Below are 26,147 nucleotides of genomic sequence, written 5' to 3' on the forward strand. Positions count from 1 at the left end.
GTCACGATGACCTTCCACCCCCGGCCGCAGCCCGGCGAGGCCCGGCCGTGGGCGTTCCCGGCCCCCGAGCGCGGTGCGCTGGACACCGGCCTGACCGTGCTGCGCTGCCACCGGCCCGGGCAGCAGGTGGTGGCCGTCGAGATCAACCTCGCCGCCCCGCTGGACGCCGAACCGGCCGGGCTGGACGGCGTGGCCACGATCATGGCCCGCGCCCTGTCCGAGGGCACCGACAAGCACTCCGCCGAGGAGTTCGCGGCCGAGCTGGAGCGCTGCGGCGCCACCCTCGACGCGCACGCCGACCACCCCGGCATCCGGGTCTCCCTGGAGGTCCCGGCCTCCCGGCTCGCCAAGGCCCTGGGCCTGCTCGCCGAGGCCCTGCGCGCCCCCGCCTTCGCCGACAGCGAGGTGGACCGGCTGGTGCGCAACCGGCTCGACGAGATCCCGCACGAGCTGGCCAACCCGCAGCGCCGGGCCGCCAAGCAGCTCTCCCAGGAGCTGTTCCCGGCCACGCTGCGGATGTCCCGCCCGCGCCAGGGGACCGAGGAGACGGTGGCCCGGATCGACGCCGCGGCCGTACGCGCCTTTTACGAGGCCCACGTGCGCCCCGCCACCTCCACCGCGGTGGTGGTCGGCGACCTGACCGGCATCGACCTGGACGCCGTCCTCGCGGACACCCTGGGCACCTGGACGGGCGGCACGGCCGAGCCGCTCCCCGTACCGCCGATCACCGCGGACGACACGGGCCGCGTGATCATCGTGGACCGGCCGGGGGCGGTGCAGACCCAGCTGCTCATCGGGCGGATCGGTGCGGACCGGCACGACCGCGTCTGGGCGCCCCAGGTGCTCGGCACGTACTGCCTGGGCGGCACCCTCACCTCCCGCCTGGACAAGGTGCTGCGCGAGGAGAAGGGCTACACCTACGGCGTGCGCGCCTTCGGGCAGGTGCTGCGCTCCACCGCGGACGGCACCGGCGCGTCGATGCTCGCCATCAGCGGTTCGGTGGACACCCCCAACACGGGCCCGGCGCTGGAGGACCTCTGGAAGGTGCTGCGCACCCTCGCGGAGGGCGGTCTGACCGACGCGGAGCGGGACGTGGCGGTGCAGAACCTGGTGGGCGTGGCCCCGTTGAAGTTCGAGACGGCCGCGTCCGTCGCGGGGACCCTGGCCGACCAGGTCGAGCAGGGCCTGCCGGACGACTACCAGGCGCGGTTGTACGCGCGGCTGGCCGAGACGGGCACGGTGGAGGCCACCTCCGCCGTCGTCAACGCCTTCCCGGTGGACCGGCTCGTGACGGTGCTCGTCGGTGACGCCTCGCAGATCGAGGCGCCGGTGCGCGCGCTCGGAATCGGTGACGTGCGCGTCGTCGCGAACTGACGGTGAACCGCCCGTGAACTGAGCGGGCGCGGAAGGGGTTTCGGTGGCTTGGCCACCGGAACCCCTTTTGTCCGTTTGGCGGAGAGGTTGCTTCTATGTCACGTGACGTAGCTAACAATGGGGCGCGTGTGTTTGGTGATTACCCGAAGATCCGCCTAGCGTCGGGCGTGCTGTCCGTCAGTTGTGAACGCCGCACTCGCGGCACCGGGCAGCGATCGCCGAGTCCCCGTCAGGCGCGAGCCTGGGGAGCCGGGGACCCACGTCCCTGGGGTGAATCGGGCCATCTCGCAAGAGGGGGCCCGTAGGAGACCTTCCTGCTCCGAACCCGTCAGCTAACCCGGTAGGCGAGAGGGAAGGAAAGGATCAGCCCCTTCATGGCGTTCGGCAGCAGTCGTGCCTCTTCCGGCAAGCACCGTGGTTCCAGCCGTCTGAGCCGGAAGACCGCAGGTGTCGCCGGCATAGCCGCCCTCGCCGCCACCGGCGTCGCGGCCAGCCTCGCAGCCCCGGCCTTCGCCGCGGACAACCACCACTCCACCGCCCCCCAGGGTGACGGCATGAACGCCGTCGTCGTCGCGGACACCCTCGCCGGCGACCTGGAGGCCCAGGCCGACGCGCAGCGCAACGCCGCCGACGCCGCCGCCCTCAAGGCGCAGGCCGAGGCCGAGGCGAAGACGAAGGCCGCCGAGGCCCGCCGCATGGCCGAGGCGAAGGCCAAGGCCGAGCGCGAGGCCAAGGAGCGCGCGGACCGCGAAGAGGAGCGCAAGCGCCTCAACGCCTTCGTGCTGCCGGTCACCGGCTCCTACGTCAGCACCCAGTACGGCGCCGGCGGCAGCGCCTGGTCCTCCGGCAGCCACACCGGCGTCGACTTCCACGCCGCCGAGGGCACCGTCGTCCACGCCGTGGGCGCGGGCGTCGTCGTCGAGGCTGGCGACGGCGGTGCGTACGGCAACAACATCGTCATCAAGCACAACGACGGTACGTACACCCAGTACGGCCACCTCTCGCGGCTGAGCGTCTCCGCCGGCGAGCAGGTCACCGCGGGCCAGCAGATCGGGCTGTCGGGCAACACCGGCAACAGCTTCGGCGCGCACCTGCACTTCGAGGCCCGTACCGGCCCGTCCTACGGCTCGGACATCAACCCGCTGGCCTACCTGCGGTCCAAGGGCGTCGAGATCTGACCCGCCCGCGCACGCGCTGACCGAAGGCCCCGGCTCATCGAGCCGGGGCCTTCGTGTCGTGCGTGCCTTTGTGCCCATTTCCGAAAACCGTCCTCGGAAAAGAGCGCGCGTTGCCATAGAGTCGCGGTAATGGATTCGGCGGCAACGGTATTCAGCGGAGGTCCGGTCTTGCGAATTCCCGCGCACGCGGTTTGTACGGCGATCCGCGACGACATCGTCTCCGGGGTCTTCGGCCCGGGCTCCCGCCTCACCGAGGAGCTGCTCGCCCGGCGCTACGGAGTCTCCCGCGTCCCCGTCCGGGAGGCACTGCGCACCCTGGAGTCCGAGGGCTTCGTCACCACCCGCCGGCACGCGGGCGCCTGCGTCGCCGAGCCGACCGAGCAGGAGGCGGCCGACCTCCTGGAGGTCCGGATGCTGCTGGAGCCCCTCGCGGCGGCCCGGGCCGCCCGCCGGCGCAGCGAGGCGCACCTGAAGGTGCTGCGGGGGCTGGTACGGCTGGGCCAGGAGCGGGCCAGGAGGGGGCAGGGGGAGGATCTGCGATCCCTGGGCGGCTGGTTCCACGAGACGCTCGTGCAGGCCTCGGACAGCCCCGGCCTGATCGCGCTGCTCACGCAGATGCGCCACAAGGTTGCCTGGATGTACGCCGTGGACGCTCCGGTGCGGCCCGTGGAGTCCTGGGCGGAGCACGGCGCGATCGTGGACGCGGTGGCGCGCGGCGACGCGGAGCGGGCGCGGGCGCTGACCGCGGCCCACGCCGACCGCGCGGCCGGAGCGCACCGGCTGCGCGTGAGGACTTCGCAACCTGCCGTAAACATGGCGAGCGGCGGGCTTTAACACGGTCCCGATACAAAGGATTGATTTACCGGGCGGGAATTGTTTTTCCGGCCGCGTGGGTGCGTTCCGGATAAACGAAAAGGTCCGGGGGTGTTACGCGGCTTCGGGCGTTCCCGGGAAATGCGGCGGAGCCGTGGCCCCGGGTGCGGGGCCACGGCTCCGCCGTGGGTGGTGCGTGGGCCGGACCCGGGGGGTCGGCCGGGGGTCAGACGGTCTCGGGAAGCTCTTCGAGACCCTCGGCGACCAGCTTCGCCAGACGGTCCAGCGCGGCGTCCGCGCCCTCGGCGTCGGACGCGAGGACGATCTCCTCGCCGCCCTGGGCGCCCAGGCCCAGGACCGCGAGCATGGACGCGGCGTTGACCGGGTTGCCGTCGGCCTTGGAGATGGTCACCGGGACGCCGGAAGCGGTGGTCGCCCGGACGAAGATCGAGGCGGGACGAGCGTGCAGGCCCTCGGCCCAGCCGACGTTGACGCGGCGCTCTGCCATGGTGATGCCCTTCAGGTTCTTACGGTTGTCTAGACCAGTCTCTCACGGCACTCCGAGTGCTCCGGCCGACCTTCGGCCCCCGTTCACCTGCCGTTCGACCCTCCACAGCTTGCACTGGTTTGCCCCGGCTCGGCTACTGCGCCGCGCGCACGCGGCCCCGCGGGTGCGCCCCCGCCCGGCGCCCGCCCTCCGTCCGCCCAAACCAGGCTCTAGGGTGGCTCCATGACCACCGCGTCGGACCCCTCGTACCCGGCCCACTGGGAAGCGGACGTCGTGCTGCGCGACGGCGGCACCGCCCGGATCCGCCCCATCACGCCCGAGGACGCGGAGCGCCTGGTCAGCTTCTACGAACAGGTCTCGGACGAGTCGAAGTACTACCGGTTCTTCGCCCCCTACCCCCGGCTGTCCGCCAAGGACGTGCACCGCTTCACCCACCACGACTACGTGGACCGGGTCGGCCTCGCGGCCACCGTCGGCGGCGAGTTCATCGCGACCGTCCGCTACGACCGCATCGGCCCCGACGGGCGCCCCGCCTCCGGAGCGGCCGACGAGGCCGAGGTCGCCTTCCTCGTCCAGGACGCCCACCAGGGCCGCGGGGTCGCCTCCGCCCTCCTCGAACACATCGGCGCGGTCGCGCGCGAGCGCGGGATCCGCCGCTTCGCGGCCGAGGTCCTGCCCGCCAACGTCAAGATGATCAAGGTCTTCAAAGAGGTCGGCTACCAGCAGAAGCGCACCTTCGAGGACGGCTCGGTCCACCTCGACCTCGACCTCGAACCCACCGCCGAATCCCTGGCCGTCCAGCGGGCCCGCGAACAGCGCGCCGAGGCCCGCTCCGTCCAGCGGCTGCTCGCCCCCCGCTCGGTCGCCGTGATCGGCGCCAGCCGCAGCGGCACCGGCGTGGGCGCCGCCGCCCTGCGCAACCTCCGCGACAGCGGCTTCGAGGGCGCGCTCCACGCGGTCAACCACGCCGTGACCTCCGAGACCCTGCTCGGCGTACGGGCGTACCGCACGCTCGGCGGCATCGGCGAACCGGTCGACCTCGCCGTGGTGGCGGTCCCCGCCGAGCGGGTCCCCGAGGTGGTCGCGGACTGCGGGAAGCACGGGGTCCAGGGCCTGGTGGTGCTGTCCGCGGGCTACGGCGAGAGCGGGCCGACCGGGCTCGAACGCCAGCGAGAACTGGTGCGCCAGGCGCGTACGTACGGCATGCGCATCGTCGGCCCCAACGCCTTCGGCGTGATCAACACCGCGCCCGGGGTCCGGCTCAACGCCTCGCTGGCGCCCGCGCCGACCCCGGAGCCCGGGCGGATCGGCCTGTTCACCCAGTCCGGGGCCATCGGCATCGCCCTGCTCGCGGGACTGCTGCGGCGCGGCGAGAGCCTGTCGTCCTTCGTCTCGGCGGGCAACCGGGCGGACGTCTCGGGCAACGACATCCTGCAGTACTGGTACGACGACCCGGCCACCGACGTCGGCCTGCTGTACCTGGAGACCCTCGGCAACCCGCGCAAGTTCACCCGCATCGCGCGGCGCACGGCGGCCGTGAAGCCGGTGGTCGTGGCCAAGGGGGGCCGCCACAGCGGCGTCACCCCGGCCGGGCACGCGGTCCCCGGCACCCGGCTGCCCGACGCCACCGTCTCGGCGCTGCTGCGCCAGGCCGGGGTGATCCGGGTGGACACGGTGACCGAGCTGGTGGACGTCGGGCTGCTGCTCGGGTCGCAGCCGCTGCCGGGCGGGCCGCGGGTGGCGATCCTCGGGAACTCCGAGTCGCTGGGCGTCCTCACGTACGACGCCTGCCTGACCGAGGGGCTGCGGCCCTGGCCCCAGCTGGACCTGACGACGGAGGCGACCCCGGAGGACTTCCGGGCCGCGCTGGTGACGGCGCTGGCCGCCGACGCGAACGACGCGGTGATCGTCACCGCGATCCCGGCCGTGGGGCGCCAGGACCTGACGGAGGGGCTCGCGGCGGCCATCCGGGAGGCGGTGGCGGCGGTGCCGGGGAAGCCGGTGGCGGTCGTGCACGTGGAGCTCGGCGCCCTGGCCGAAGCCCTCTCCGAAGCCACCACCCGCGCCGCGGCCACCCCCGCCGCCTCACACGCCGGCGGGGCAATTCCAGCCCGCCCGGCGTTTGAGGGCCCGCCGGAGGCTGCAGGGGCCGGATCCGGCCCGCACTCGGCCACTGGTGCCGTTCCTTCCGCCGCGGGCCCGGCTGTGGCTGAGCCCTCCGCCTCACACGCCGGCGGGGCTGGGGATGGCGGGGCTGACCCGTCCGCCTCAAACGCCGGCGGGGCTGGAGGTGGCGCGTCTGAGCTGTCCGCTTCGGAGGCCGGCGGGGCCGCGCCGTCCGCTTGGAACGCCGGTGGCGGGGCAATTCCAGCCCGCCCGGCGTTTGAGGGCCCGCCGGAGGCTGCGGACGGTGGATACGGCTCGCACTCGGCGTCGCACCCGTCGGCCACGTCAACCGGCACCGGGTGGCCCGCAGGGCGCGGGGGAGCCGGGGACTCGGGGTCGGCCGGGCGCGGAGGCGCCGGGGACCCGGGATCGGCCGGGCACGGGGGCGCCGGGGGCCAAGGGCCGGCCGGGGACCGGGGGCGGGGGAGGGTGCCTGCGTATCCCGCGGCCGAGCGGGCCGTGCGGGCGCTGGCCGAGGCGGTCCGCTACGCCCACTGGCGACGGGACACGGCCGACCCCGGTCGCGTACCCGAGTTCGACGACATCGACGAGCCCGGCACGGCGGCCCGCCTGGCCACCCACCTCGCGGCGAGCGACGGCCCCCTGACCCTCCCCGACGACGCGACCCGCGACCTGCTCGCCCGCTACGGGATCCACGTGCGCCCCACCCTGCCCGCACCCACCCCCGACGCGGCCGCAAGGGCCGCCGCCGCGCTCGGCTACCCGGTCGTGCTCAAGACCACCGCCCCGCACCTGCGCCACCGCGCGGACCTGGGCGGCGTACGCCTGGACCTGACCACCGAAGCGGAGCTGCGCCGGTCCTACGACGAGCTGACCGACTCCCTCGGCACCCCCGCCGAGCTGCTGCCGGTCGTCCAGGCCATGGCCCCGCGCGGGGTGGACACGGTCGTGCGGGCCCTGGTCGACCCCGGCGCGGGCGCCGTGCTCTCCTTCGGCCTCGCCGGGGTCGCCTCCGAACTCCTCGGCGACACCGCCCACCGGCTGGTCCCCGCGACCGACCGGGACGCCGCCGAACTGATCCGGTCCATCCGGACCGCCCCGCTCCTCTTCGGCTGGCGCGGCAGCGACCCCGTGGACACACCGGCCCTGGAAGAACTGCTGCTGCGGTTGTCCCGGCTGGTCGACGACCATCCCGAGGTGGTCGCCGTCTCCCTGGAACCGGTCGTGGTCGCCACCGAGGGCCTCTCGGTGCTCAGCGCCACCCTCCGCATCGCCCGTCCCCCCGCCCGCACGGACCTCGGGCCGCGCACCCTCCCCAGTTACTAGGCGCCCCTCGGCCAGTGGACCCCGCCGGGCAGGCCGAGGCGCCCCGTACGGGCCTTAGGATGGACCTCATGGCGAAATCCGGTACGACGACCCAGGGGCTGCGCGCGGCGATCGAGCGCAGCGGCTACTACCCGGCCCTCGTGGCCGAGGCGGTGGAGGCCGCCGTGGGCGGCGAGCCGATCTCGTCGTACCTGGTCCACCAGGAGACCACCTTCGACTCGAACGAGGTCCGCCGGCACGTCACCGTCCTCGTCCTCACCGGCAACCGCTTCATCGTGAGCCACACCGACGAGCAGGCCGCCGACGCCGGGTCCCCGTCCCCGTACGCGACGACCTCGACCGAGTCCGTCAAGGTCGCCGGCATCTCCTCCGTGGTGCTCAGCCGCGTCGTCGCCAACCCGGAGTCCTACACCCCGGGCACCCTGCCCCGCGAGGTCGTCCTGACCATCGGCTGGGGCGCGGTCTCCCGGATCGACCTGGAGCCCGCCGCCTGCGGCGACCCGAACTGCGACTCCGACCACGGCTACACCGGCAATTCCACCGCCGACGACCTCAGCCTGCGGGTCAGCGAGGCGGGCGACGGCCCCGAGGCCGTGCGCCAGACCCTCCTCTTCGCGCAGGCGCTCAGCGAGGCCACCGCGGCCACGACCACCCCGGCCGCCCGCTGATGACGCATTCCGCGCAGCGGGACTGGCAGGAGCCGGAGCTGCTGGACCTGTCCGGCGCGCCCGTTCCGCACTACGGCACCGGTTCGCTCGCCGACCTGCTGCCCACCCTCGCGGCGGGCCAGGGCGTCCCCGGCCTCACCGCGGGCATCGCCGAGCTGACCCCGGCCGACCGGAACTGCGTGTTCCTGATCGACGGCCTCGGCTGGGAGCAGATCAAGGCCCACCCGGCCGAGGCCCCCTTCCTGACCTCCCTCCTCGGCAGCTCGCGCGGCGGCACCGGCCGCCCGATCACCGCGGGCTTCCCGGCGACCACGGCCACCTCGCTGGCCTCCGTCGGCACCGGACTGCCCCCCGCCGCGCACGGCCTGCCCGGCTACGCCGTGCGCAATCCGGCGAGCGGCGAACTGATGAACCAGCTGCGCTGGAAGCCGTGGACCCAGCCGAAGACCTGGCAGCCCTACCCGACCGTCTTCCAGCTGGCCGACGCCGCCGGGGTCGCCACCTCGCAGGTGAGCTCCCCGGACTTCCAGCACACCCCGCTCACCAAGATCGCGCTGAGCGGCGGCAGCTTCCACGGCCGGATCACCGGCGAGGACCGGATGGACCTCGCGGCCCTGCGCCTCGCCGCCGGCGACCGCTCTCTCGTCTATACGTACTACAGCGAACTGGACGGCGCCGGGCACCGCTTCGGCGTCGACTCCGACGCCTGGCGCGGCCAGCTGATGCACGTCGACCGGCTCGTCCAGCGCCTGGCCGAACAGCTCCCGCCGCGCTCCGCGCTCTACGTCACCGCCGACCACGGGATGGTCGACATCCCCTTCGACGAGGACGCGCGGATCGACTACGACGAGGACTGGGAACTGGGCGCGGGCGTGGCCCTGCTCGGTGGCGAGGGCCGGGCCCGGCACGTGTACGCCGTCCCGGGGGCGCAGGCCGACGTACTGACCGTGTGGCGCGAGGTGCTCGGCGACCGGTTCTGGATCGCGAGCCGTGAAGAGGCGCTGGATCTGGGCTGGTTCGGCGCTCCCGGTGCCTGCGACGAGCGGGTGCGGGGGCGGATCGGGGACGTCGTCGCCGCCGCCCACGCGCAGGTCGCGATCACCGCGTCCCGGACCGAGCCGAACGAGTCCGCGCTCGTCGGCATGCACGGTTCGATGACCGCCGCCGAACAGCTCGTCCCGCTGCTCGAAGTGCGCACCTCCTAGCGGCCCCGCCGCCGTCCCTTCCGGCCCGCCCCTCCCACCCCGCCTCGCCGATCCCGAAAGGTCCCGTACTTCCCATGCCCGAGCTGGCCTTTTTCTCCGGAACCATGGACTGCGGGAAGAGCACGCTGGCGCTCCAGATCGCCCACAACCGCGACGCCCGGGGCCTCCAGGGCGTGATCTTCACCCGTGACGACCGGGCGGGCGAGGGCAAGCTGTCCTCGCGCCTCGGCCTGGTCACCGAAGCGGTCGAGGCGCCGCAGGACATGGACCTGTACGCCTACCTGGTCGCCCAGCTCTCGCAGGGCGGCCGGGTGGACTACGTGATCGTCGACGAGGCCCAGTTCCTCACCCCCGACCAGATCGACCAGCTCGCCCGGATCGTGGACGACCTCGGTCTGGACGTCTTCGCCTTCGGCATCACCACCGACTTCCGCACCAAACTCTTCCCCGGCTCGCAGCGGCTGATCGAGCTGGCCGACCGGATCGAGCAGCTCCAGGTCGAGGCCCTGTGCTGGTGCGGCGCCCGCGCCACGCACAACGCCCGCACGGTGGGCGGGGAGATGGTCGTCGAGGGCGCCCAGGTGGTCGTCGGCGACGTCAACCGCCCCGCGGAGGAGGTCGGTTACGAGGTCCTCTGCCGCCGCCACCACCGCCGCCGGATGACCTCGGCCGCCGCCCACGCGGGCGCCCTCTCGCCGGACGTCCTCCCGGTCACCTCGGGCTGAGACCGGGCCCGCGCCCGCCCTATGATGCGGTGATCATCACGGCACGGGGGGCGATGCGTGAGCGCGTACACGAGTGGGAACGGCAATGGTTACGGCAACGGTCAGGGGTACGGGAGCGGGAGCGGGCCCGGCGGCGGACGGCGGCGCGGATGCGTCGGCCTCCTGCTGCTGCCGGTCCACCTCGCCGGGCGGGTGCACCGGCCCACCCGGCCCGACCGGCTCGTCGACCCGGCCATCGAGCGCGCGCAGATCGCCCGTTCGCTCATCGGGCTGTTCGCCACGCTCTGGCTGCTCTACTCCTACCCCGTCAAGGAGTCGGCCCAGGGCCTGATGGAGGACCGGCTCGTCGAACTGATCCTGAGCGCGGGCCTGTTGCTGGTGCTCGCCCCGCTCCTGATCGGCGCCTTCGTGTGCGCCGCACGACCGCCGGGCCCGGCCTTCTACCGGCGGCGGCTGCGCGGACCGCTGATCTCGCTGGGTGCACTCCTCGCCACCGCCGCCCTGTTCTGGGGCGGGGTGCTCCAACAGGGCCTGAGCACCACGCTGTTCGGGGCCGGACCGCTGGGCATGCTGCTGACGCCCGTCCTCGGGTTCCTCGCCCTCTTCTCCATCCCCTTCACCCTCGCGTCGGCGGCGCTCTGCGTGCACCACGCCTTCCGCACCGCCGACGTCCACGAGGTGCTGCCGCCCCTGATATCACCCGTGCTGGTGTGGGCGCTCGCCGTCGTCCAGGTCTTCGACAACGCGCCGGTCGACGCCCCGCTCCCGGTCCGGATCCTCTTCCTGCTCGGCCCGCCGCTGTCGGTGACCGCGCTGTCCGCCTGGGAACTGCGCCGCTTGCGGGTGCGGTACGGGATCACCCTGCGCGCGGCGCTGGGGCGGCCGGTGCCGGGGGTCAGCGCGCGGCGGGGTTCCGCCGGACGAGGGTGAACACCGCGCCCTCCGGGTCCGCGACCAGCGCGAGCCGGCCGAGCGCGCCGTCGTGCGGCGCGTCGAGCACCCGGCCGCCCAGCTCGACGACCCGCAGTACCGCCGCGTCGGGATCGGCGACCTCGAAGAAGGTCATCCAGTGCGCGCCGCGCTCGTGCGGCAGCGCCCGGCCGACGCCGTGCACCGAGGCGACCGGGCGGCCCTCCAGGCGCAGGGTCAGGTGGTCGAAGTCGGGCTCTTCCGCGGACTCGACTTCGTGCCCGAAGACCGTCTCGTAGAACTTGCCGACGGTGGAGGTGTCCTGGGTGACCAGTTCGTTCCAGACCGGGGTGCCGCTGCGCCCGGCCAGCCGGGTGCCCATGTGGCCCTCGGCCTGCCAGATGCCGAAGGTGGCGCCCACCGGGTCCGAGCAGATCGCGACCCGGCCCGCGGCGCCCGCGTCGAGCGGCCCCACCGCGACGGTGCCCCCGCAGGCGCGGATGGACTCGGCCGTGGCGTCGGCGTCGTCGGTGGCGAGGTACGTCGTCCAGGCCACCGGCAGCTGACGGTCGGGCGGCAGCTCGCCGATGCCCGCCACCTCGTGCCCGTCCAGCAGGGCCCGGACGTACGGGCCGAGCTGGTGGGGCCCCGGAGCGTACTCCCAGCCGAACAGGTCGGCGTAGAAGTCCTCGGTGCTGCCGAGGCCGTGCACCATCAGGCTCACCCAGCAGGGTGTGCCGGGAGTGCGCCGCGTCGCTCCCGCTGCCTCGGTCATGTCAGCCTTCTCCTCCGTCGTGACGCGCCCCGTGTCGGGGCTGATGTTTCCACCCCGGGGGCGCTCCCGCGCCCCGACCGGGCCGCTTTTCCGGGTGCCGCGACAGAGATGACCGAATCACTACGGGCCCTTCCTGTCCGGCTCGTGACGTGGGCCGACCGGGTGAGGAGGAAGATGACCCGCATGACTGTGAAGCCCGCGGGGCCCGTGAAGCCCGTGAAGTCCGCGATCGTGTCCGCGTCCGAACTGATGGCCGAGCTGGCGGGGGACCGCCCGCCGGTGCTCCTGGACGTCCGGTGGCAGCTGGGCGGTCCCGACCTGCGATCCGCCTACGAGGCCGGTCACCTGCCCGGTGCGGTGTACGTCGACCTCGATCATGAACTCGCAGGTCCGCCGGGGTCGGGCGGCCGCCACCCGCTCCCCGACCCGGAGGCCTTCGGGGCGGTCATGCGGCGGGCCGGGGTCTCGGCCGGGAGCCCGGTCGTCGCGTACGACGGGGGCCAGGGCTGGGCGGCGGCGCGGGCGTGGTGGCTGCTGCGCTGGACGGGGCACGGGGACGTCCGGGTGCTGGACGGGGGGCTGGCCGCGTGGACGGGGGCCGGGGGCGCGGTGACGGCCGCGGCGTCGGCTCCGGCCGAGGGTGATTTCAAGCCAAACCCGGGGTCGGAGGGCGGGGTGGGGCTCCTGGACGCCGACGCGGCGGCGGTCCTGGCCGGGACCGGGGTGCTGCTGGACGCCCGGGCGGGGGAGCGGTACCGGGGGGAGGTGGAGCCGATCGACCCCGTCGGGGGGCACATCCCGGGGGCGCTGTCGGCGCCGACCTCGGAGAACGTGGGCCCGGACGGGCGCTTCCTCCCGGCGGACGCCCTGCGGGCGCGCTTCGCCGGGCTGGGGGCGGCCGATGAGGGGGCCGCGGTGGGCGTGTACTGCGGGTCGGGGGTGTCCGGGGCGCACGAGGTGCTGGCGCTGGAGGTGGCGGGGATCCGGGCCGCCCTGTACGCGGGCAGCTGGTCCCACTGGTCCGCCGACCCCACCCGCCCGGTGGCCACGGGCCCGTCCCCCGCCTGACCGCCCCGGGGCCGCTTCCCCTCCGGCGCCCCCCGAACCGCTGCCGCGCGACCCCGGCCCTGCCTCCGGCGGCGCCTCAAACGCCGGCGGGGCTGGATGTGGCTGCGAAGCGGCGGGTGCGGGCCGCGGTGCTTGGTGTTGCCTCCGGCGGCGCCTCAAACGCCGGCGCGGCTCAGGGTGGCTGGCGGCCTGTGCTACCTGCGGCGGACGGTGTTGGCTGCGGTCGGCACCAGGTTGCGAGGCTGCGCACGTGGCGTCGCGTCTTGGGCCGGCCCGGTGGGCGCGTGCTTCAGCCTGCCCGGCGTTTGAGGGCCCGCCGGAGGCCGCGAAGCGGACCGGTACATACGATCCCAGCCCGCCCGGCGATTGAGGGCCCGCCGGAGGCAGGGGAGGCGACCGGCACGGGGACGCAGACAGCCCGCCCGGCGTTTGAGGGCGGCGGGGGAGCCCCGGGGCCGGGGCCCCGGGGTGGGTTACTCCTGTTTTTTGCGGCGCGTGCCGAAGACGATCTCGTCCCAGCTCGGGACGGCGGCCCGGCGGCCGGGACGGACGCCATCGGCTTCCGCCTGACGGTCCGTCGTCCCCGTGAGCCGGTCCCGGTGCCCCGCCACCGTCCGCGGCATCAGGACATCCGCGTACGCGGCCCCCGCCCCGGCCGACGCGGCCGGCGGCTGCTCCGCCACGGGCTCGTCCGGCTCCACGGGCTCGGTGACCGCGGGACGCTCGGGTACGACCAGGTCGCCCCGGAAGCTCGGCACCGCCTCCAGCAGGCTGGTCAGCGAGTCCCGCTCCTCCTCCGGCTCCGGCGGAGGCGGCGGCACGGGCCGCTCCAACTGCCGGTCGAGGGCGCGGTCGAGCGGCCGGTCCCGCGGCAGCCGCGCGATCCTCGGCACGAACGGGAAGCTCGGCTCCGGCGTCGCGGGCAGGTCGTCCGACTCGCCGATCAGCGAGCGGGCCTCGTCGTCCACGGCCACGACCAGGCGGCGCGGGGGATCGTAGGTCCAGCTCGCGGAGTGCGGTTCGGCCGCCACCCGGTAGACCAGGAGGACCTCCCACGTGCCGTCGTCACGGCGCCAGGAGTCCCACTGGACGGATTCCTTGTCGGCCCCGCGCAGCGTCAGCCGCTCCTGCACGGCCTCGCCGAGCTGGGGTCCGGTGTTCGTGTTCTCGCCGGGACGTCGCACGGAGGTCTTCCGGGCCCGCTCGGCCATGAACGCGCGCTCCGCGAGGACGGGGCCCTCGAAGCGGCGTACCCGGTCGACGGGGATGCCCGCGAGTTGAGCGACCTCCTCCGCGGAGGCACCGGCTCGTATCCGGGCCTGGATGTCGCGGGGGCGGAGGTGGCTCTCCACCTCGATCTCGATCTGGTTCAGGCGTGCGCGGTCGTTGCGCACGGCTGCCCGCAGCCGCTCATCGATCGGAAGGGTGTACTCCGTGCTGTCCGCAGCTTTGAGCACCAGTCGTGTGCCGTCATTGGAGACGGCCACGACACGCAGTTCGGGCATGGGGACCTCCCGGGTGGTGCCTGCCGACGTCACGTGCGTCGCTGCTTCCGCTAGTCGAGTGTGGCCTGCCCGGGTGCAGCCTGCCACAACCTTGCCGAGTTCATCCGGCGTGTCGGGCATGCGCCCTTGATCGCCGTTATGGCACGGTTACCTGTTGGCCACACACAGTGACCGGACAGTCACTCTGCGCATCAGGAATCCGTGAGATTCCGCGGCATTGCCGGTTTCGAGCGCCGATCCTGCACCAGTCGGCTCCCTCTCCCGAGTCCGGACATCCGAAAGGAAGGACGGCCCCAGGGCTCGCCACAGTACTCCATTCGGGCCACGCGGGTGGACCGGCGCGCCGCCGAACTTGTCCGACGGCAGGGGAGTTGGAAGGCCGCCCTTCCGTGCGCGCGCGAACCCCCGCCGGAACCGGGTGTCGTGGTTCGTGGCGTGGTTCACAGAATCACCCGAAATGGAACTATCCGCTTCGCCCGGGGGTCAGTAACTCCTGGAAGCACCGAAGCGAACGGGGTCCGGGCGCGGCAGAGGATGGGGATGGGTCACAAGACGACGCGGGGCATCGACACGAGGGAACCGACCGGTGGACCGCAGGCACCGCCGGAGACGAAGAAGCCGGAGACGAAGAAGCTGGATCTGAGCGCGGCTCAGGTCGCGGGGTCCTCGCTGGCCACCGTCGCGGCCGCGCTCCTCGCCTCGAAGCTCGGCGTGTACGGGACGATCCTCGGCGCGGGCGTGGTCAGCGTGGTCGCCACGGCGGGCGGCCCGGTCATCGGCCACTTCTTCCGGCGGACCGGCGACCAGCTGCGCGAGACGGCCAGGCCCCGGGCCCGGCAGGTCCCCGTCGTGCACGGGAACGGCGCGGGCGGGGCCACCACCGGCGTGCCGCCCCTCGCGGCGCCGACCACCGCCTTCCCGACGGCCGGAGCGGCGGCGGTGCCGGACGAGGAGTTCGGCCGCGCCAGCACCCACGGCACCCGCGTCCGCGGCTGGAAGCGCACGGCCGTCGCCGCGGGCGCCGCCTTCGCCATCGCGCTGGGCGGCATCGCCGGGTACGAGGCCCTCTCCGGCGGGTCGGTGGGCGAGCGCCCGCTGTACACCGCGGTGACCGGCGGCTCCGGGAGCGCGGACAGGAAGCCGGACCCGGCGCCCACTGCGGACGACCGGCACGGTGCCGGGGACCGGCCGCGCGAGGAGGGTCCCGGAACCGGGAGTTCCACGAGCCCGTCGCGGTCCCCCGGCGGGCAGGACCCGAGCCCCGGCCCGGATCCTTCCCGCTCCACCGGACCGACCCCGAGCCCCGACCCCTCGCGGTCCACCGGGCCGACGCCGACCCCCGCGCCGTCGCGGCCGACACCGGCGCCGACCCCGGTGAAGCCGACGCCCCCGGCCGGCCAGGGCGGCCCGAGCCCCTCCTGATGCCGGCCGGGGCGGCCCCCTGACCCCGGGTCAGTCGCCCAGCACCCGCCGCAGGTAGTCGTTCGCGAACACCCGCTCCGGGTCCAGCCGGTCCCGCAGCGCGGTGAACTCGCCGAAGCGGGGGTAGGCGCGGGCGAAGTACTCCGCGTCCCGCGTGTGCACCTTGCCCCAGTGCGGGCGTCCGCCGTGCGCCGTGAAGATCTGCTCGGCGGCGGTGAAGTACGCCTGGTAGGGCGTGCCCTTGTAAAGGTGGACCGCGATGTACGCGCTGTCGCGGCCGGACGCCGTCGAGAGGGTGATGTCGTCCGCCGGGGCCGTGCGCACCTCCACCGGGAAGCTGACGCGCAGGCTGGAGCGGTCGACCATCGCCTTCAGCTCCCGCAGCGCCTCGACGAGCCGCTCGCGCGGAAGGGCGTATTCCATCTCGATGAAGCGCACCCGGCGCGGGGTCGTGTACACCTTGTACGGGATGTCCGTGTAGGTGCGCGCGGAGAGGGCGCGGCTGGCGATCCGGGCGATGCCGGGGATGGCCGCCGGGACCGCGCGCCCGAGGGAGTTGGCGACCTGGAAGATCCCGTTCGAGAGCAGTTCGTCCTCGATCCAGGCGCTGACCGCGCCGGGCGGGGCGGCGGGGCCCTGGCTGCGGTTGTTGCGCTTGGTGTTGCAGTTGCCGGTGTGCGGGAACCAGTAGAACTCGAAGTGCTCGTTCTCCGCGACGTGCTGGTCGAACTCGGCGGTCACCCGGTCGAAGGCCATGGGCTCCTCACGGGCGGTCAGGAAGAACAGCGGCTCGACGGCGAAGGTGAGCGCGGTGACGATGCCGAGGGCGCCGATGCCGAGCCGGGCGGCCGCGAAGACCTCCGGATTCTCCTTCTCCGAGCAGACGAGCAGCCGTCCGTCGGCCGTGACCAGCTCCAGCCCGCGGATCTGCGCGGACAGGGAGGCGGAGTCGCGGCCGGTGCCGTGCGTACCGGTGCTGGTCGCCCCCGAGACCGTCTGCTCCATGATGTCGCCCATGTTGGTGAGCGAGAGGCCCTCCCGGGCCAAGGCCAGGTTGAGGTCCTTGAGGACCGTGCCCGCCGCCACCGTGACCGTCCCGGCGGCCCGGTCGATCTCCCGTATCCCGGTCAGGGCCTGCGGGCGGACCAGGACGCCGTCCGTGGCGGCGGCCGAGGTGAAGGAGTGGCCGCTGCCGACCGCCTTCACCCGCAGGCCGTCCGAGGCGGCCCGGCGGACCGCCTCCTGGAGCTCGCCGACCGAGGCCGGGGTCACGACCCGGGCGGGGGTCGCGCGGACGTTGCCCGCCCAGTTACGCCACGCTGCGGTCGGTGCCGTGCCGCGGCCCGCTCCGCTCTTGCCTGCTGTCGGCGCCGTCGGTGTATCCGCCATCGTTGGAGGGCTCCTCCCCTTGCGCCGGCCTCGTCAGCCGGCGGTAACCCGCGAACGCCACCGCCGCCGCGGCGGCCCCCGCCGCGATCGAGACGACGTACCCGCTGCGGGCGCCGGACGCGTCGATGACCCAGCCGGCCACGGAAGAGCCGACCGCGACACCGACCGCGAGGCCGGTGCTGATCCAGGTCATGCCCTCGGTCAGCTTCGCGCGCGGTACGTGCGCCTCGATCAGGGCCATCGTGGTGATCATCGTGGGAGCGATGGCGAGGCCCGAGACGAAGAGCGCCACGGCCAGAAACGGAAGGTTCCCGGCCAGTAGGAGGGGGATCATACTCACGGCCATCGCACAAATGCCCAGCACCCACCTGCGTTCGGGCTTCCCCTTGAGGTGGAGCAGGCCGAAGGCGATCCCCGCGAGGCAGGAACCCAGCGCCCAGACGGCCAGGATCACGCTGGCCAGCGGCTTGTGGCCGCGCTCGTCCGCGAAGGCCAGGGTGGCCACGTCGATCGAGCCGAAGATCGCACCCGTGGCGACGAAGGTCCCCATCAGCACCTGGAGTCCGGGGGAGCGCAGGGCGGAGGTCCGGTCGGTGTGCTCGTCGTGCGGATGCGGCGCGGGTTCGGTGGCGCGCTGCGCCGTCAGCCACCACACGCCGACCAGCAGGCAGACCGCGGCGAGCAGCGGGCCCGCCTCCGGGAACCAGGTGGTGGACAGCCCGATGGCGATGATCGGGCCGAAGATGAAGCAGACCTCGTCGATGACGGACTCGAAGGAGTAGGCGGTGTGCAGGCTCGGGGTGTCCCGGTAGATCGCCGTCCAACGGGCGCGGATCATCGAGCCGACGCTCGGCACGCAGCCCGCGAGGACGGCGAAGACGAACAGGGTCCAGTCCGGCCAGCCGTTCGCCGCCGCCAGCAGCAGTCCCGTCACGGCGAGGACGGCGAAGAGGGTCGCGGGGCGCAGCACCCGCCGCTGGCCGTAGCGGTCCACCAGCTTGGAGACCTGGGGGCCGACCGCTGCGGCGGAGAGGGCGAGGGAGCCGGTGAGGGCGCTGGCGAGGCCGTACCGCCCGGTGATCTCCGAGATCATCGTGAGGATGCCGACACCGACCATCGACAGCGGCATCCTGCCGATGAGACCGGCGGCGCTGAACGCCTTGCTGCCGGGGGCGGCGAAGATCGCGCGGTAGGGACTGGGCAAGGTGCCCTCCGTAGGACGTCGGTGGCCCGTACAGGTTACGACCGCCGGTGCGGTGCCCGCAGGGGGAGCGAGAAGCGACTTAGGCTGACCTTACCTGCGCCGCGCCGTACGGACGCCCCGCGCCCCGGGCGAGGCCGCTTCCCGTGCGTCGCGCGCGGGTGGCAGGATTCGGGGCATGTCAGACCAGCACTCCGCCGCCGCCCGCCCCGCCGGCCCCGAGACCGGAGCCGGCGGACCCGCCGCCCCCTACGACGCCCTGCTGCTGCTGTCCTTCGGCGGCCCGGAGGGCCCGGACGACGTGGTGCCCTTCCTGGAGAACGTCACGCGCGGCCGGGGCATCCCGCGCGAGCGGCTGAAGGAAGTGGGCAAGCACTACTTCGGCTTCGGCGGGGTCAGCCCGATCAACGGCCAGAACCGCGAGCTGCTGGGCGCGCTGCGCGAGGACTTCGCCGGGCACGGGGTGGACCTGCCGGTCTACTGGGGCAACCGGAACTGGGCCCCGTACCTGGACGACGTGCTGCGCGAGATGGCCGCCGACGGGCGCCGCCGCATCGCCGTCCTCGCCACCAGCGCGTACGCCTCGTACTCCGGCTGCCGGCAGTACCGCGAAAACCTCGCCGACGCGCTCGCCAAGGTCGAAGCGGACGGCCTGCAGCGGCCCCGCGTGGACAAGCTGCGGCACTACTTCAACCACCCCGGCTTCGTAGAGCCCATGATCGACGGGGTGCTCGCGGCGCTCGCGTCGCTGCCCGAGGAGACGCGCGCGGGCGCCCACCTCGCCTTCACCACGCACTCCATCCCGACCGCCGCGGCCGATGCCTCGGGACCGGTCGAGGACCACACGGAGCACGGCGAGGGCGGCGCCTACGTCAAGCAGCACCTGGACGTCGCCCGCGTGATCGCGGACGCGGTCCGGGAGCGCACCGGCGTCGAACGGCCCTGGCAGCTGGTCTACCAGTCCCGCAGCGGCGCCCCGCACACGCCCTGGCTGGAGCCGGACGTCTGCGACCACCTGGAGGCCCTGCACGCGGCCGGGGCGCCGGCCGCGGTGATGGTGCCGATCGGCTTCGTCTCCGACCACATGGAGGTCCTGTACGACCTCGACACGGAGGCCACCGCCAAGGCAGCCGAACTGGGGCTGCCGGTGGCCCGGTCGGCGACCGTGGGCGCCGACCCGCGGTTCGCGGCCGCCGTGCGGGAACTGCTGCTGGAGCGCGCGGCGGCCGAACGCGGCGAGCCGGTGGAGCGCTGCGCCCTCGGGCTGCTCGGGCCGAGCCACGACCTGTGCGCGGTGGGCTGCTGCCCGGCGCGTGCGCCCCGGCCCGCGGCCGCGGGCGCCGACAGTCCGTACGCGGACGCGTGAGGAGCCTGCCGTGAACGAGCGACCCGACGAGCGACCGGACGAGCGGGAGCTGCTGGAGCTGGCCCTGGAGGCCGCCCGGCGCGCCGGCGCGCTGCTGAAGGACGGCCGCCCGGCCGATCTGGCGGTGGCGGCGACTAAGAGCAGCCCGATCGACGTGGTGACCGAGATGGACATCGCGGCCGAGAAGCTGATCGCCGGACTCATCGCCGAGCACCGGCCCGCGGACGGGATCCTCGGCGAGGAGGGCGCGGACACCCCCGGCACGAGCGGTGTGCGCTGGGTCGTCGACCCGCTGGACGGGACCGTGAACTACCTCTACGGCCTGCCGAGCTGGGGCGTCTCGATCGCCGCCGAGTACCGCGGCGAGACGGTCGCGGGCGTGGTGGCGGCGCCGATGCGCGGCGAGACCTGCCACGCGGTGCGCGGCGGCGGGGCCTGGATGGACGGCGTACGGCTGCGCTGCAGGCCGGCCGCGCCGCTGGACGAGGCACTGGTGGCGACCGGTTTCGCGTACGTCCGCACGCGGCGCGAGCACCAGGCCGAGGTGGCCCGGCGGATCGTTCCGCAGGTGCGGGACATCCGCCGGGGCGGCTCGGCCGCGCTGGACCTGTGCGACGTCGCCGCGGGCCGGCTGGACGCCTACTACGAGCGCGGGCTGAACCCCTGGGACCTGGCGGCGGGAGACCTGATCGCCCGCGAGGCGGGGGCCCTGACCGGGGGCCGGCCGGGGCGGCCCGCGTCCGGGGAACTGGTCGTCGCCGGCTCGCCGACCGTCTTCGCGGCGCTGCAACCGCTGCTCGAAGAGGCGGGGGCGTGGCACGACTGACCCCGCACACGCCGTACGGCCCCGGCGCGGAGCGCGCCGGGGCCGTACGGGACGGGCGGGGGTGAGGGTCGGGGCCGGGGCGGAGCCCCGGGCCGGTGGCCGGTGGTCGGTCAGGCGGCGGAGGCGGAGACCTGCACCTGCACGCCGTGTTCGGCGGCGAGGCGCTGGAGGTCTTCCAGCTCCGCCTGCTCGACGTCCGCGAGGAAGTCGTCGCCCGCTGCGCGGGCCTGCATGAGGTCCGTCTGCGTGTTCCTGATGCGCTGCAGGAGACCCGCGGTGAATGCGTCCATGTGATGCGCCCCCTCTTCGTGGGTCGGTGGCGGCGGGCACGAGGCACGCCACTGTCAGGGAGGTGATCGGGGTGTTCTGACGTCCTCCCCGGGCCCCAGGGCGCGGAAACCTCGCGCGGTGGGGAAATCCCCCGTCGCCGTCCGCGGGAGCCGCCGAGGGGCGCCTTACAGCCGGTTTACGGCTGAAAGGGGCAGGATGGGCGGCGCAACACACGTGTGCCCCGCGGGGCTCGGAGGAAGGAAACGACGTGCGCGTACTCGTCGTCGAGGACGAGCAGCTGCTCGCCGATGCGGTGGCCACCGGACTGCGCCGCGAGGCCATGGCGGTGGACGTCGTGTACGACGGCGCGGCCGCCCTGGAGCGCGTCGGGGTGAACGACTACGACGTGGTGGTGCTGGACCGGGACCTCCCGCTCGTGCACGGCGACGACGTCTGCCGCAGGATCGTCGAGCTGGGCATGCCCACCCGGGTGCTCATGCTGACCGCCTCCGGTGACGTCAGCGACCGGGTCGAGGGCCTGGAGCTGGGCGCCGACGACTACCTGCCCAAGCCGTTCGCGTTCACCGAACTGACCGCGCGGGTGCGCGCGCTGGGACGGCGTACGACGGTGGCGCTGCCGCCCGTCCTGGAGCGGGCCGGCATCAAGCTCGACCCGAACCGGCGCGAGGTGTTCCGCGACGGCAAGGAGGTCCAGCTGGCGCCGAAGGAGTTCGCGGTGCTGGAGGTCCTGATGCGCAGCGAGGGCGCCGTGGTGTCCGCGGAGCAGCTGCTGGAGAAGGCCTGGGACGAGAACACCGACCCGTTCACCAACGTCGTGCGGGTGACCGTCATGACGCTGCGGCGCAAGCTGGGCGAGCCTCCGGTGATCGTGACCGTGCCGGGCTCCGGATACCGGATCTGATGCGGATGGCAGCCACTCCGGCGCCACCCCCGGCGCCACCGAAACCGACCTGGGACCCCGGCCAGCCCGAGGGTCCTTTCCCTTGGCTCAGGCCGACGATCCGCATACGCCTCACCCTGCTCTACGGCGGCATGTTCCTGATCGCGGGCATCCTGCTGCTGTCGATCATCTACCTGCTGGCCGCCCAGGCCCTGCGGGAGGGCAACGGGCTCCCGTTCAAGATCGTGGGCGGGACGCAGGTCCAGGTCTCCAGCAGCACCTGTCCGGGCGTGCAGTCGATCGAGCAGTCGCTCGACCGCTTCAACCAGGTGATCACCGAGTGCGTCAACGTCCAGCGCAAGCACGCGCTCGACGACCTGCTCAGCCGCTCGCTGATGGCCCTGCTGGGCCTCAGCATCATCGCGTTCGCCTTCGGCTACGCGATGGCCGGCCGGGTGCTGTCGCCGCTCGGCAAGATCACCCGGACCGCCCGGCGCGTGGTCGGCTCCGACCTGACCCGGCGGATCGAACTCGACGGGCCGGACGACGAGCTGAAGGAGCTCGCCGACACCTTCGACGAGATGCTCGACCGGCTGGAGCGGGCGTTCACCGCCCAGCAGCGGTTCGTCGCCAACGCCTCGCACGAGCTGCGGACCCCGCTGGCCATCAACCGGACACTGCTGGAGGTGCACCTCTCCGACCCCGGGGCACCGGTGGAGCTGCAGCAGCTCGGCAAGACGCTGCTGGCCACCAACGAGCGCAGCGAGCAGCTCGTCGAGGGCCTGCTGCTGCTCGCCCGCAGCGACAACCAGATCATCGAGCGCAAGCCGGTGGACCTCGCGGAGGTCGCTTCCCGGGCCCTGGACCAGGCACGGAACGAAGCGGCGGCCAAGGGGGTGGTGATACGCGGGGAGCGCGCGCCGGCCCTCGTCCAGGGCAACGGCGTGCTCCTGGAGCGGATCGCGCTCAACCTGGTGCAGAACGCCGTGCGGTACAACGTGCCGCAGGACGGCTGGGTCGAGGTCACCACCGAGGTGCAGCACGGCCAGGCGGTGCTGGTGGTATCGAACACGGGTCCCGTGGTTCCCGCGTACGAGATCGACAACCTCTTCGAGCCGTTCCGGCGGCTGCGCACGGAGCGCACGGGCAGCGACAAGGGCGTCGGGCTCGGACTTTCCATCGCGCGCTCGGTGGCCCGCGCGCACGGCGGGCGGATCCATGGAGAGCCGCGGGAGGGCGGTGGCCTCGTGATGCGTGTCACTCTGCCCATGTGACGAATGCACCCCGCGTTCGCTCGTGGCTGAACGTGCGAGCGGCCGCGGGAGTGGATTCTGTGTGATCGATCACAGTACCGGGTCGGGGATCATGTACGTTCAGTGACCCCCGGGACGGCCGGAACGCCCGGGAAGTCCGGGTTTCCGGCCCCCGCCATGGCGGGAAATACACGAGGTGGCACTCGTGCAAGGCGACCCCGGGACCGTGTACGGTCCCCGTCGTCATCCCAGCTGAGCGCTTCTTACGGCGAGCGGCTGGGTGTCGATTGAGTAACAGACCTTGATGTGAGGCAAAATCTCCGCCTCAGGTCGGGCACAAGTCCGGCCTCTCGCGCGTTACGTGCGCTGAGACACCGCTAAATCCCAGAGGGGGAGAGCGAACAATGGCAACGGACTACGACACCCCGCGCAAGACGGACGACGACGTCGACAACGACAGCATCGAAGAGCTGAAGGCTCGGCGCAACGAGAAGTCGTCCTCGACCGTCGACGTCGACGACTTCGACGCGGCGGAGGGCATGGAGCTCCCCGGTGCGGACCTCTCCAACGAGGAGCTGGCCGTCCGGGTCCTGCCCAAGCAGGCCGATGAGTTCACCTGCACGAACTGCTTCCTGGTCCACCACCGCAGCCAGCTGGCCCGAGAGAAGAACGGCCAGCCGATCTGCCGCGACTGCGACTAGGAGCGTCGGCCGTGACGGGCTCGACGCCTTTTCGCAGGCGCCGCCTGCGGAAACAGCATGATGATCCGGTGGAAACGCACGAGGGCGCCACGGACCCGGCAACGGGCCCCGAAGCACCCGGCGTGCCCGCCTTGCCCTCCGGGGCCGCAGGACTCGAGTCCTCGGCCACGGGGGCTGCCGAAGAGTCCCGGCGAGCCGCCGCGGCCCGCCGGCTGCACGCCGTCAAGAACGGGGTGCGCAAGGGCGGTGAGGGAGTCAGGGCCGCGGCCCTCTTCGTCACCGACCGGATCATCGAGAACGCCCCGCGCGTTCCGGTACGGGACCTCGCCACGCTGCGCGCGCAGTTCCCGGGCCTGGGTCCCGATCAGCTTGCCGACAAGCTGATCGCGGGCGCCGCCAACGCCAGCTCGACCGTCGGCGCGGGGATCGGTGCGGCGGCGATGCTGCCCGTACCGCCCGCCATGCCGGCGGAACTCGCCGCGGAGATCACCGGCGTCGCGGCGATCGAGTTGAAACTGATCGCCGAGCTCCACGAGGTCTACGGCCTGAGGCCGCCCGGCACGCTGAAGGAGCGCAGCCTCGGCTACCTCACCGCGTGGACGGAGGAGCGGGGCGTGGACCTCTCCAAGCCCACGACGCTCAACGCCGCCCTCGGCGGCCAGATGAAGCGCGAACTGCGCCAGCAGATCATGAAGCGCATGGTGCGCAACCTGCCGAACCTCATGCCGTTCATGGTCGGCGCCGCGGTCGGCGCGGTCATGAACCGCCGCGACACCCGCAAACTCGCCGAGAAGGTCCGGAGCGACCTGCGGACCCGGGCGGTGCCGTGGAGCGCGCTCCAGCAGCTGCCGCCCCTGGAACAGCCCCTCCAGCCCCTTCCCGAGGCCGCCAGGGCCGCCCTCGAAGGCCCCGGAAAGCAAGCGCACGACTGAGACGGCCGAGGCGGCCGGGACCCGTGCGCATCCTCGGACGCCGCGGCGCCCCGGACCTTCGCCGCGGCTGCTACGGGCGGGCCGCGCGCAGGGCCGCCGCCAGGGCCTGCGGCTCCCGCGTGGAGACGTACACGTACGGGGTCGGGTCCGCCGGGTCGGTGACCTCCACCCGCACGGCCGTCGGCACGTAGCTGCGCATCAGCATGAAGGCGCGGGTGTCGGCCTTGTACGTGCGCCAGGCGCGCGCCTCCTCGGCGTCCAGCACCTCGGGTTCGCCCAGCGCCGTGACCGGGATCCGCGCGTCCCCGACGCTCAGGGCCCCGTTCACCACCCGGACCCGGGCGGACCCGTACGCACTCACCGCCAGGCCGGCCAGGGCGGTCCCGCCGACCAGCCCGGCCAGCAGGGGCAGCGTGCCCAGCGGCAGCATCATCAGCGCGCACGACAGACCCAGCAGGACGGCGATCCCCCACCAGGCGCGGGGGGCGGTCAGTCGTTCGTCGTGGTGCGCGGGGGAGAGCTGCATGGCTCCAAGCTTGGCACGGGGCGACCCGCGGCCGGTGGCGCGGGTAAGGTCTGCGGCTGTGAGTGGACGAAACACAGCGTTGACGCCTCCCGCCGACGCCGCGGCGCCGGTGCGGCACCCCGATGCCCCGGCCCCCGGGGAACTCCTCGGCGCGCACTACGAGCACTGCTTCGGCTGCGGCGAGGGGCAGCCGCACGGGCTGCACCTGGCGGCCAGGGCCGGCGAAGGCGTGCGGGTCACCGCCGAGTTCACCGTCAAGCCCGCCCACCAGGGCGCCCCGGGCCTGGCCCACGGCGGTGTGCTCGCCACGGCGCTCGACGAGACGCTCGGGTCCCTTAACTGGCTACTGCGCGTGATCGCGGTGACCGGGCGGCTGGAGACCGACTTCGTGCGGCCCGTGCCCGTCGACACCGTGCTGTACCTGGAGGCCGAGGTCACCGCGGTCGCCGGACGGAAGATCTACTCCACGGCCGTCGGCCGGATAGGCGGCCCGCAGGGCCCGGTCGCGGTCCGCGCCGAGGCCCTGTTCATCGAGGTCAAGGTCGACCACTTCATCGACAACGGACGACCCGAGGAGATCCGGGCGGCGATGGCCGACCCGGACCAGGCCAAGCGCGCTCGCGCCTTCGAGGTGAACCCCTGATGTCCCAGAACACCCACGCCCCCGTCGACGTGCTCATCCGCCGCGTCGACCCCGAGGTGCCCCTGCCCGCCTACGGGCACCCCGGCGACGCCGGCTGCGACCTGGTCACCACCGAGGCCGCGTCGCTCGCTCCCGGCGAGCGGGCCGTGCTGCCCACCGGCATCTCCATCGCGCTGCCCGACGGGTACGCCGCCTTCGTGCACCCGCGCTCCGGGCTGGCCGCACGCTGCGGGCTCGCGCTCGTGAATGCCCCGGGGACGGTGGATGCCGGGTACCGTGGGGAGATCAAGGTGATCGTGGTCAATCTCGACCCGCGCGAGAGCGTACGGTTCGAGCGTTTCGACCGCATTGCCCAGCTGGTTGTCCAGCGGGTCGAGAGGGTGCGCTTCCACGAGGTGGCGGAACTTCCCGGCTCGGCACGGGCCGAGGGGGGTTTCGGCTCCACCGGCGGTCATGCGGCCGTGGCCGGATCGAGCGCTGGTCAACAGGGTGGGAATGGCTACGCTTCGGTCGTAACCGACCGGGAAGGACAGTGA

General features: G+C 73.5%; 25 protein-coding genes and 1 riboswitch. Of the genes, 18 read left to right on the plus strand and 7 right to left on the minus strand.

Annotated features, from left to right (window positions below):
* The first annotated feature begins 6 nt into the window (after positions 1 to 6).
* The 3 genes from ABZY31_RS08495 to ABZY31_RS08505 all read left to right on the plus strand — a co-directional run bounded on the left by ABZY31_RS08495 (position 7) and on the right by ABZY31_RS08505 (position 3,386).
* The gene (locus ABZY31_RS08495) at positions 7 to 1,374 is read left to right on the plus strand and encodes a pitrilysin family protein (RefSeq protein ID WP_356406312.1); all 1,368 of its coding nucleotides are present in this window, start codon (positions 7 to 9) and stop codon (positions 1,372 to 1,374) included.
* A 206-nt stretch (positions 1,375 to 1,580) separates the two neighbouring features.
* A riboswitch (cyclic di-AMP (ydaO/yuaA leader) is annotated at positions 1,581 to 1,736 on the plus strand.
* Between the two features lie 12 nt (positions 1,737 to 1,748).
* Positions 1,749 to 2,552 (plus strand): M23 family metallopeptidase, encoded by an 804-nt coding sequence (locus ABZY31_RS08500; RefSeq protein WP_356406182.1) that lies wholly within the window; start codon positions 1,749 to 1,751, stop codon positions 2,550 to 2,552.
* A gap of 168 nt (positions 2,553 to 2,720) precedes the next feature.
* Entirely contained in the window at positions 2,721 to 3,386 is a 666-nt protein-coding gene (locus tag ABZY31_RS08505; RefSeq protein WP_356406184.1) for a GntR family transcriptional regulator, read from the plus strand.
* A 205-nt stretch (positions 3,387 to 3,591) separates the two neighbouring features.
* Here ABZY31_RS08505 and ABZY31_RS08510 read toward each other — a convergent pair whose 3' ends face one another.
* Positions 3,592 to 3,873, minus strand: a complete 282-nt coding sequence (locus ABZY31_RS08510; protein ID WP_356406186.1) for an HPr family phosphocarrier protein — start codon at positions 3,871 to 3,873, stop codon at positions 3,592 to 3,594.
* A gap of 222 nt (positions 3,874 to 4,095) precedes the next feature.
* Between ABZY31_RS08510 and ABZY31_RS08515 the strand changes: the two genes are divergently transcribed.
* The 5 genes from ABZY31_RS08515 to ABZY31_RS08535 all read left to right on the plus strand — a co-directional run bounded on the left by ABZY31_RS08515 (position 4,096) and on the right by ABZY31_RS08535 (position 10,854).
* Positions 4,096 to 7,326 carry a GNAT family N-acetyltransferase gene (locus ABZY31_RS08515; RefSeq protein WP_356406188.1) on the plus strand — a complete coding sequence of 1,077 codons (3,231 nt, stop codon included), beginning with the start codon at positions 4,096 to 4,098 and terminating at the stop codon, positions 7,324 to 7,326.
* 68 nt (positions 7,327 to 7,394) lie between these two features.
* Positions 7,395 to 7,994 (plus strand): DUF5998 family protein, encoded by a 600-nt coding sequence (locus ABZY31_RS08520; protein ID WP_356406190.1) that lies wholly within the window; start codon positions 7,395 to 7,397, stop codon positions 7,992 to 7,994.
* Positions 7,994 to 9,199: a nucleotide pyrophosphatase/phosphodiesterase family protein gene (locus ABZY31_RS08525; protein WP_356406192.1), complete on the plus strand. Its 1,206-nt coding sequence runs from the start codon at positions 7,994 to 7,996 to the stop codon at positions 9,197 to 9,199. Before ABZY31_RS08520 ends, ABZY31_RS08525 begins: the two co-directional genes overlap by 1 nt.
* A 74-nt stretch (positions 9,200 to 9,273) precedes the next feature.
* Positions 9,274 to 9,924: a thymidine kinase gene (locus ABZY31_RS08530; protein ID WP_356406194.1), complete on the plus strand. Its 651-nt coding sequence runs from the start codon at positions 9,274 to 9,276 to the stop codon at positions 9,922 to 9,924.
* A 57-nt stretch (positions 9,925 to 9,981) separates the two neighbouring features.
* On the plus strand, positions 9,982 to 10,854 hold the full coding sequence (locus ABZY31_RS08535; protein WP_356406195.1) for a hypothetical protein: 873 nt from the start codon (positions 9,982 to 9,984) through the stop codon (positions 10,852 to 10,854).
* Here the strand turns inward: ABZY31_RS08535 and ABZY31_RS08540 are convergent.
* Entirely contained in the window at positions 10,820 to 11,608 is a 789-nt protein-coding gene (locus ABZY31_RS08540) for a VOC family protein (RefSeq protein WP_356406197.1), read from the minus strand. The two genes, ABZY31_RS08535 and ABZY31_RS08540, sit on opposite strands and share 35 nt — an antisense overlap.
* Before the next feature lie 183 nt (positions 11,609 to 11,791).
* Here ABZY31_RS08540 and ABZY31_RS08545 point away from each other — a divergent pair, with 183 nt between their 5' ends.
* Positions 11,792 to 12,676: a sulfurtransferase gene (locus ABZY31_RS08545; RefSeq protein ID WP_356406199.1), complete on the plus strand. Its 885-nt coding sequence runs from the start codon at positions 11,792 to 11,794 to the stop codon at positions 12,674 to 12,676.
* 473 nt (positions 12,677 to 13,149) lie between these two features.
* On the opposite strand, the gene sepH is transcribed toward ABZY31_RS08545, so the two are convergent.
* Positions 13,150 to 14,181 (minus strand): septation protein SepH, encoded by a 1,032-nt coding sequence (gene sepH / locus ABZY31_RS08550; RefSeq protein ID WP_356406201.1) that lies wholly within the window; start codon positions 14,179 to 14,181, stop codon positions 13,150 to 13,152.
* Positions 14,182 to 14,721: 540 nt separating this feature from the next.
* Here sepH and ABZY31_RS08555 point away from each other — a divergent pair.
* Complete coding sequence (locus ABZY31_RS08555; protein ID WP_356406202.1) at positions 14,722 to 15,603, plus strand: hypothetical protein; 882 nt, start codon at positions 14,722 to 14,724, stop codon at positions 15,601 to 15,603.
* Positions 15,604 to 15,633: 30 nt separating this feature from the next.
* Here the strand turns inward: ABZY31_RS08555 and ABZY31_RS08560 are convergent, their stop codons facing one another.
* Both ABZY31_RS08560 and ABZY31_RS08565 read right to left on the minus strand, forming a co-directional pair.
* The gene (locus ABZY31_RS08560) at positions 15,634 to 16,992 is read right to left on the minus strand and encodes a D-arabinono-1,4-lactone oxidase (RefSeq protein WP_356406204.1); all 1,359 of its coding nucleotides are present in this window, start codon (positions 16,990 to 16,992) and stop codon (positions 15,634 to 15,636) included.
* Positions 16,913 to 18,196: an MFS transporter gene (locus ABZY31_RS08565; RefSeq protein WP_356406206.1), complete on the minus strand. Its 1,284-nt coding sequence runs from the start codon at positions 18,194 to 18,196 to the stop codon at positions 16,913 to 16,915. Before ABZY31_RS08565 ends, ABZY31_RS08560 begins: the two co-directional genes overlap by 80 nt.
* Before the next feature lie 175 nt (positions 18,197 to 18,371).
* Here ABZY31_RS08565 and ABZY31_RS08570 point away from each other — a divergent pair, with 175 nt between their 5' ends.
* Both ABZY31_RS08570 and ABZY31_RS08575 read left to right on the plus strand, forming a co-directional pair.
* Positions 18,372 to 19,559, plus strand: a complete 1,188-nt coding sequence (locus tag ABZY31_RS08570; protein WP_356406208.1) for a ferrochelatase — start codon at positions 18,372 to 18,374, stop codon at positions 19,557 to 19,559.
* Between the two features lie 10 nt (positions 19,560 to 19,569).
* Positions 19,570 to 20,385, plus strand: a complete 816-nt coding sequence (locus tag ABZY31_RS08575; protein WP_356406210.1) for an inositol monophosphatase family protein — start codon at positions 19,570 to 19,572, stop codon at positions 20,383 to 20,385.
* 110 nt (positions 20,386 to 20,495) lie between these two features.
* Here the strand turns inward: ABZY31_RS08575 and ABZY31_RS08580 are convergent, their stop codons facing one another.
* Positions 20,496 to 20,675, minus strand: coding sequence for a hypothetical protein (locus ABZY31_RS08580; RefSeq protein WP_356406212.1), 180 nt, complete (start codon positions 20,673 to 20,675; stop codon positions 20,496 to 20,498).
* 248 nt (positions 20,676 to 20,923) lie between these two features.
* Between ABZY31_RS08580 and ABZY31_RS08585 the strand changes: the two genes are divergently transcribed.
* From ABZY31_RS08585 to ABZY31_RS08600, 4 genes are all read left to right on the plus strand, one after another.
* Entirely contained in the window at positions 20,924 to 21,577 is a 654-nt protein-coding gene (locus tag ABZY31_RS08585; protein WP_356406214.1) for a response regulator transcription factor, read from the plus strand.
* 5 nt (positions 21,578 to 21,582) lie between these two features.
* A complete protein-coding gene (locus tag ABZY31_RS08590) occupies positions 21,583 to 22,830 on the plus strand; it encodes a HAMP domain-containing sensor histidine kinase (protein WP_356406216.1) in 1,248 nt (415 codons plus the stop codon).
* Between the two features lie 383 nt (positions 22,831 to 23,213).
* Positions 23,214 to 23,510 carry a DUF4193 domain-containing protein gene (locus ABZY31_RS08595; RefSeq protein ID WP_283449648.1) on the plus strand — a complete coding sequence of 99 codons (297 nt, stop codon included), beginning with the start codon at positions 23,214 to 23,216 and terminating at the stop codon, positions 23,508 to 23,510.
* An 11-nt stretch (positions 23,511 to 23,521) separates the two neighbouring features.
* Entirely contained in the window at positions 23,522 to 24,442 is a 921-nt protein-coding gene (locus tag ABZY31_RS08600) for a hypothetical protein (protein WP_356406218.1), read from the plus strand.
* Between the two features lie 70 nt (positions 24,443 to 24,512).
* Here the strand turns inward: ABZY31_RS08600 and ABZY31_RS08605 are convergent, their stop codons facing one another.
* The gene (locus tag ABZY31_RS08605; protein WP_356406220.1) at positions 24,513 to 24,968 is read right to left on the minus strand and encodes a DUF3093 domain-containing protein; all 456 of its coding nucleotides are present in this window, start codon (positions 24,966 to 24,968) and stop codon (positions 24,513 to 24,515) included.
* Positions 24,969 to 25,026: 58 nt separating this feature from the next.
* On the opposite strand from ABZY31_RS08605, the gene ABZY31_RS08610 reads away from it, so the two are divergent.
* Positions 25,027 to 25,611: a PaaI family thioesterase gene (locus ABZY31_RS08610; protein WP_356406222.1), complete on the plus strand. Its 585-nt coding sequence runs from the start codon at positions 25,027 to 25,029 to the stop codon at positions 25,609 to 25,611.
* Positions 25,611 to 26,147: a dUTP diphosphatase gene (gene dut, locus ABZY31_RS08615; protein WP_356406224.1), complete on the plus strand. Its 537-nt coding sequence runs from the start codon at positions 25,611 to 25,613 to the stop codon at positions 26,145 to 26,147. The genes ABZY31_RS08610 and dut overlap by 1 nt, the downstream gene beginning before the upstream one ends.

Origin of the sequence: Streptomyces sp. NPDC006529, assembly GCF_040611795.1 — a bacterium.
In the GTDB taxonomy this organism is placed as follows: Bacteria; Actinomycetota; Actinomycetes; order Streptomycetales; family Streptomycetaceae; genus Streptomyces.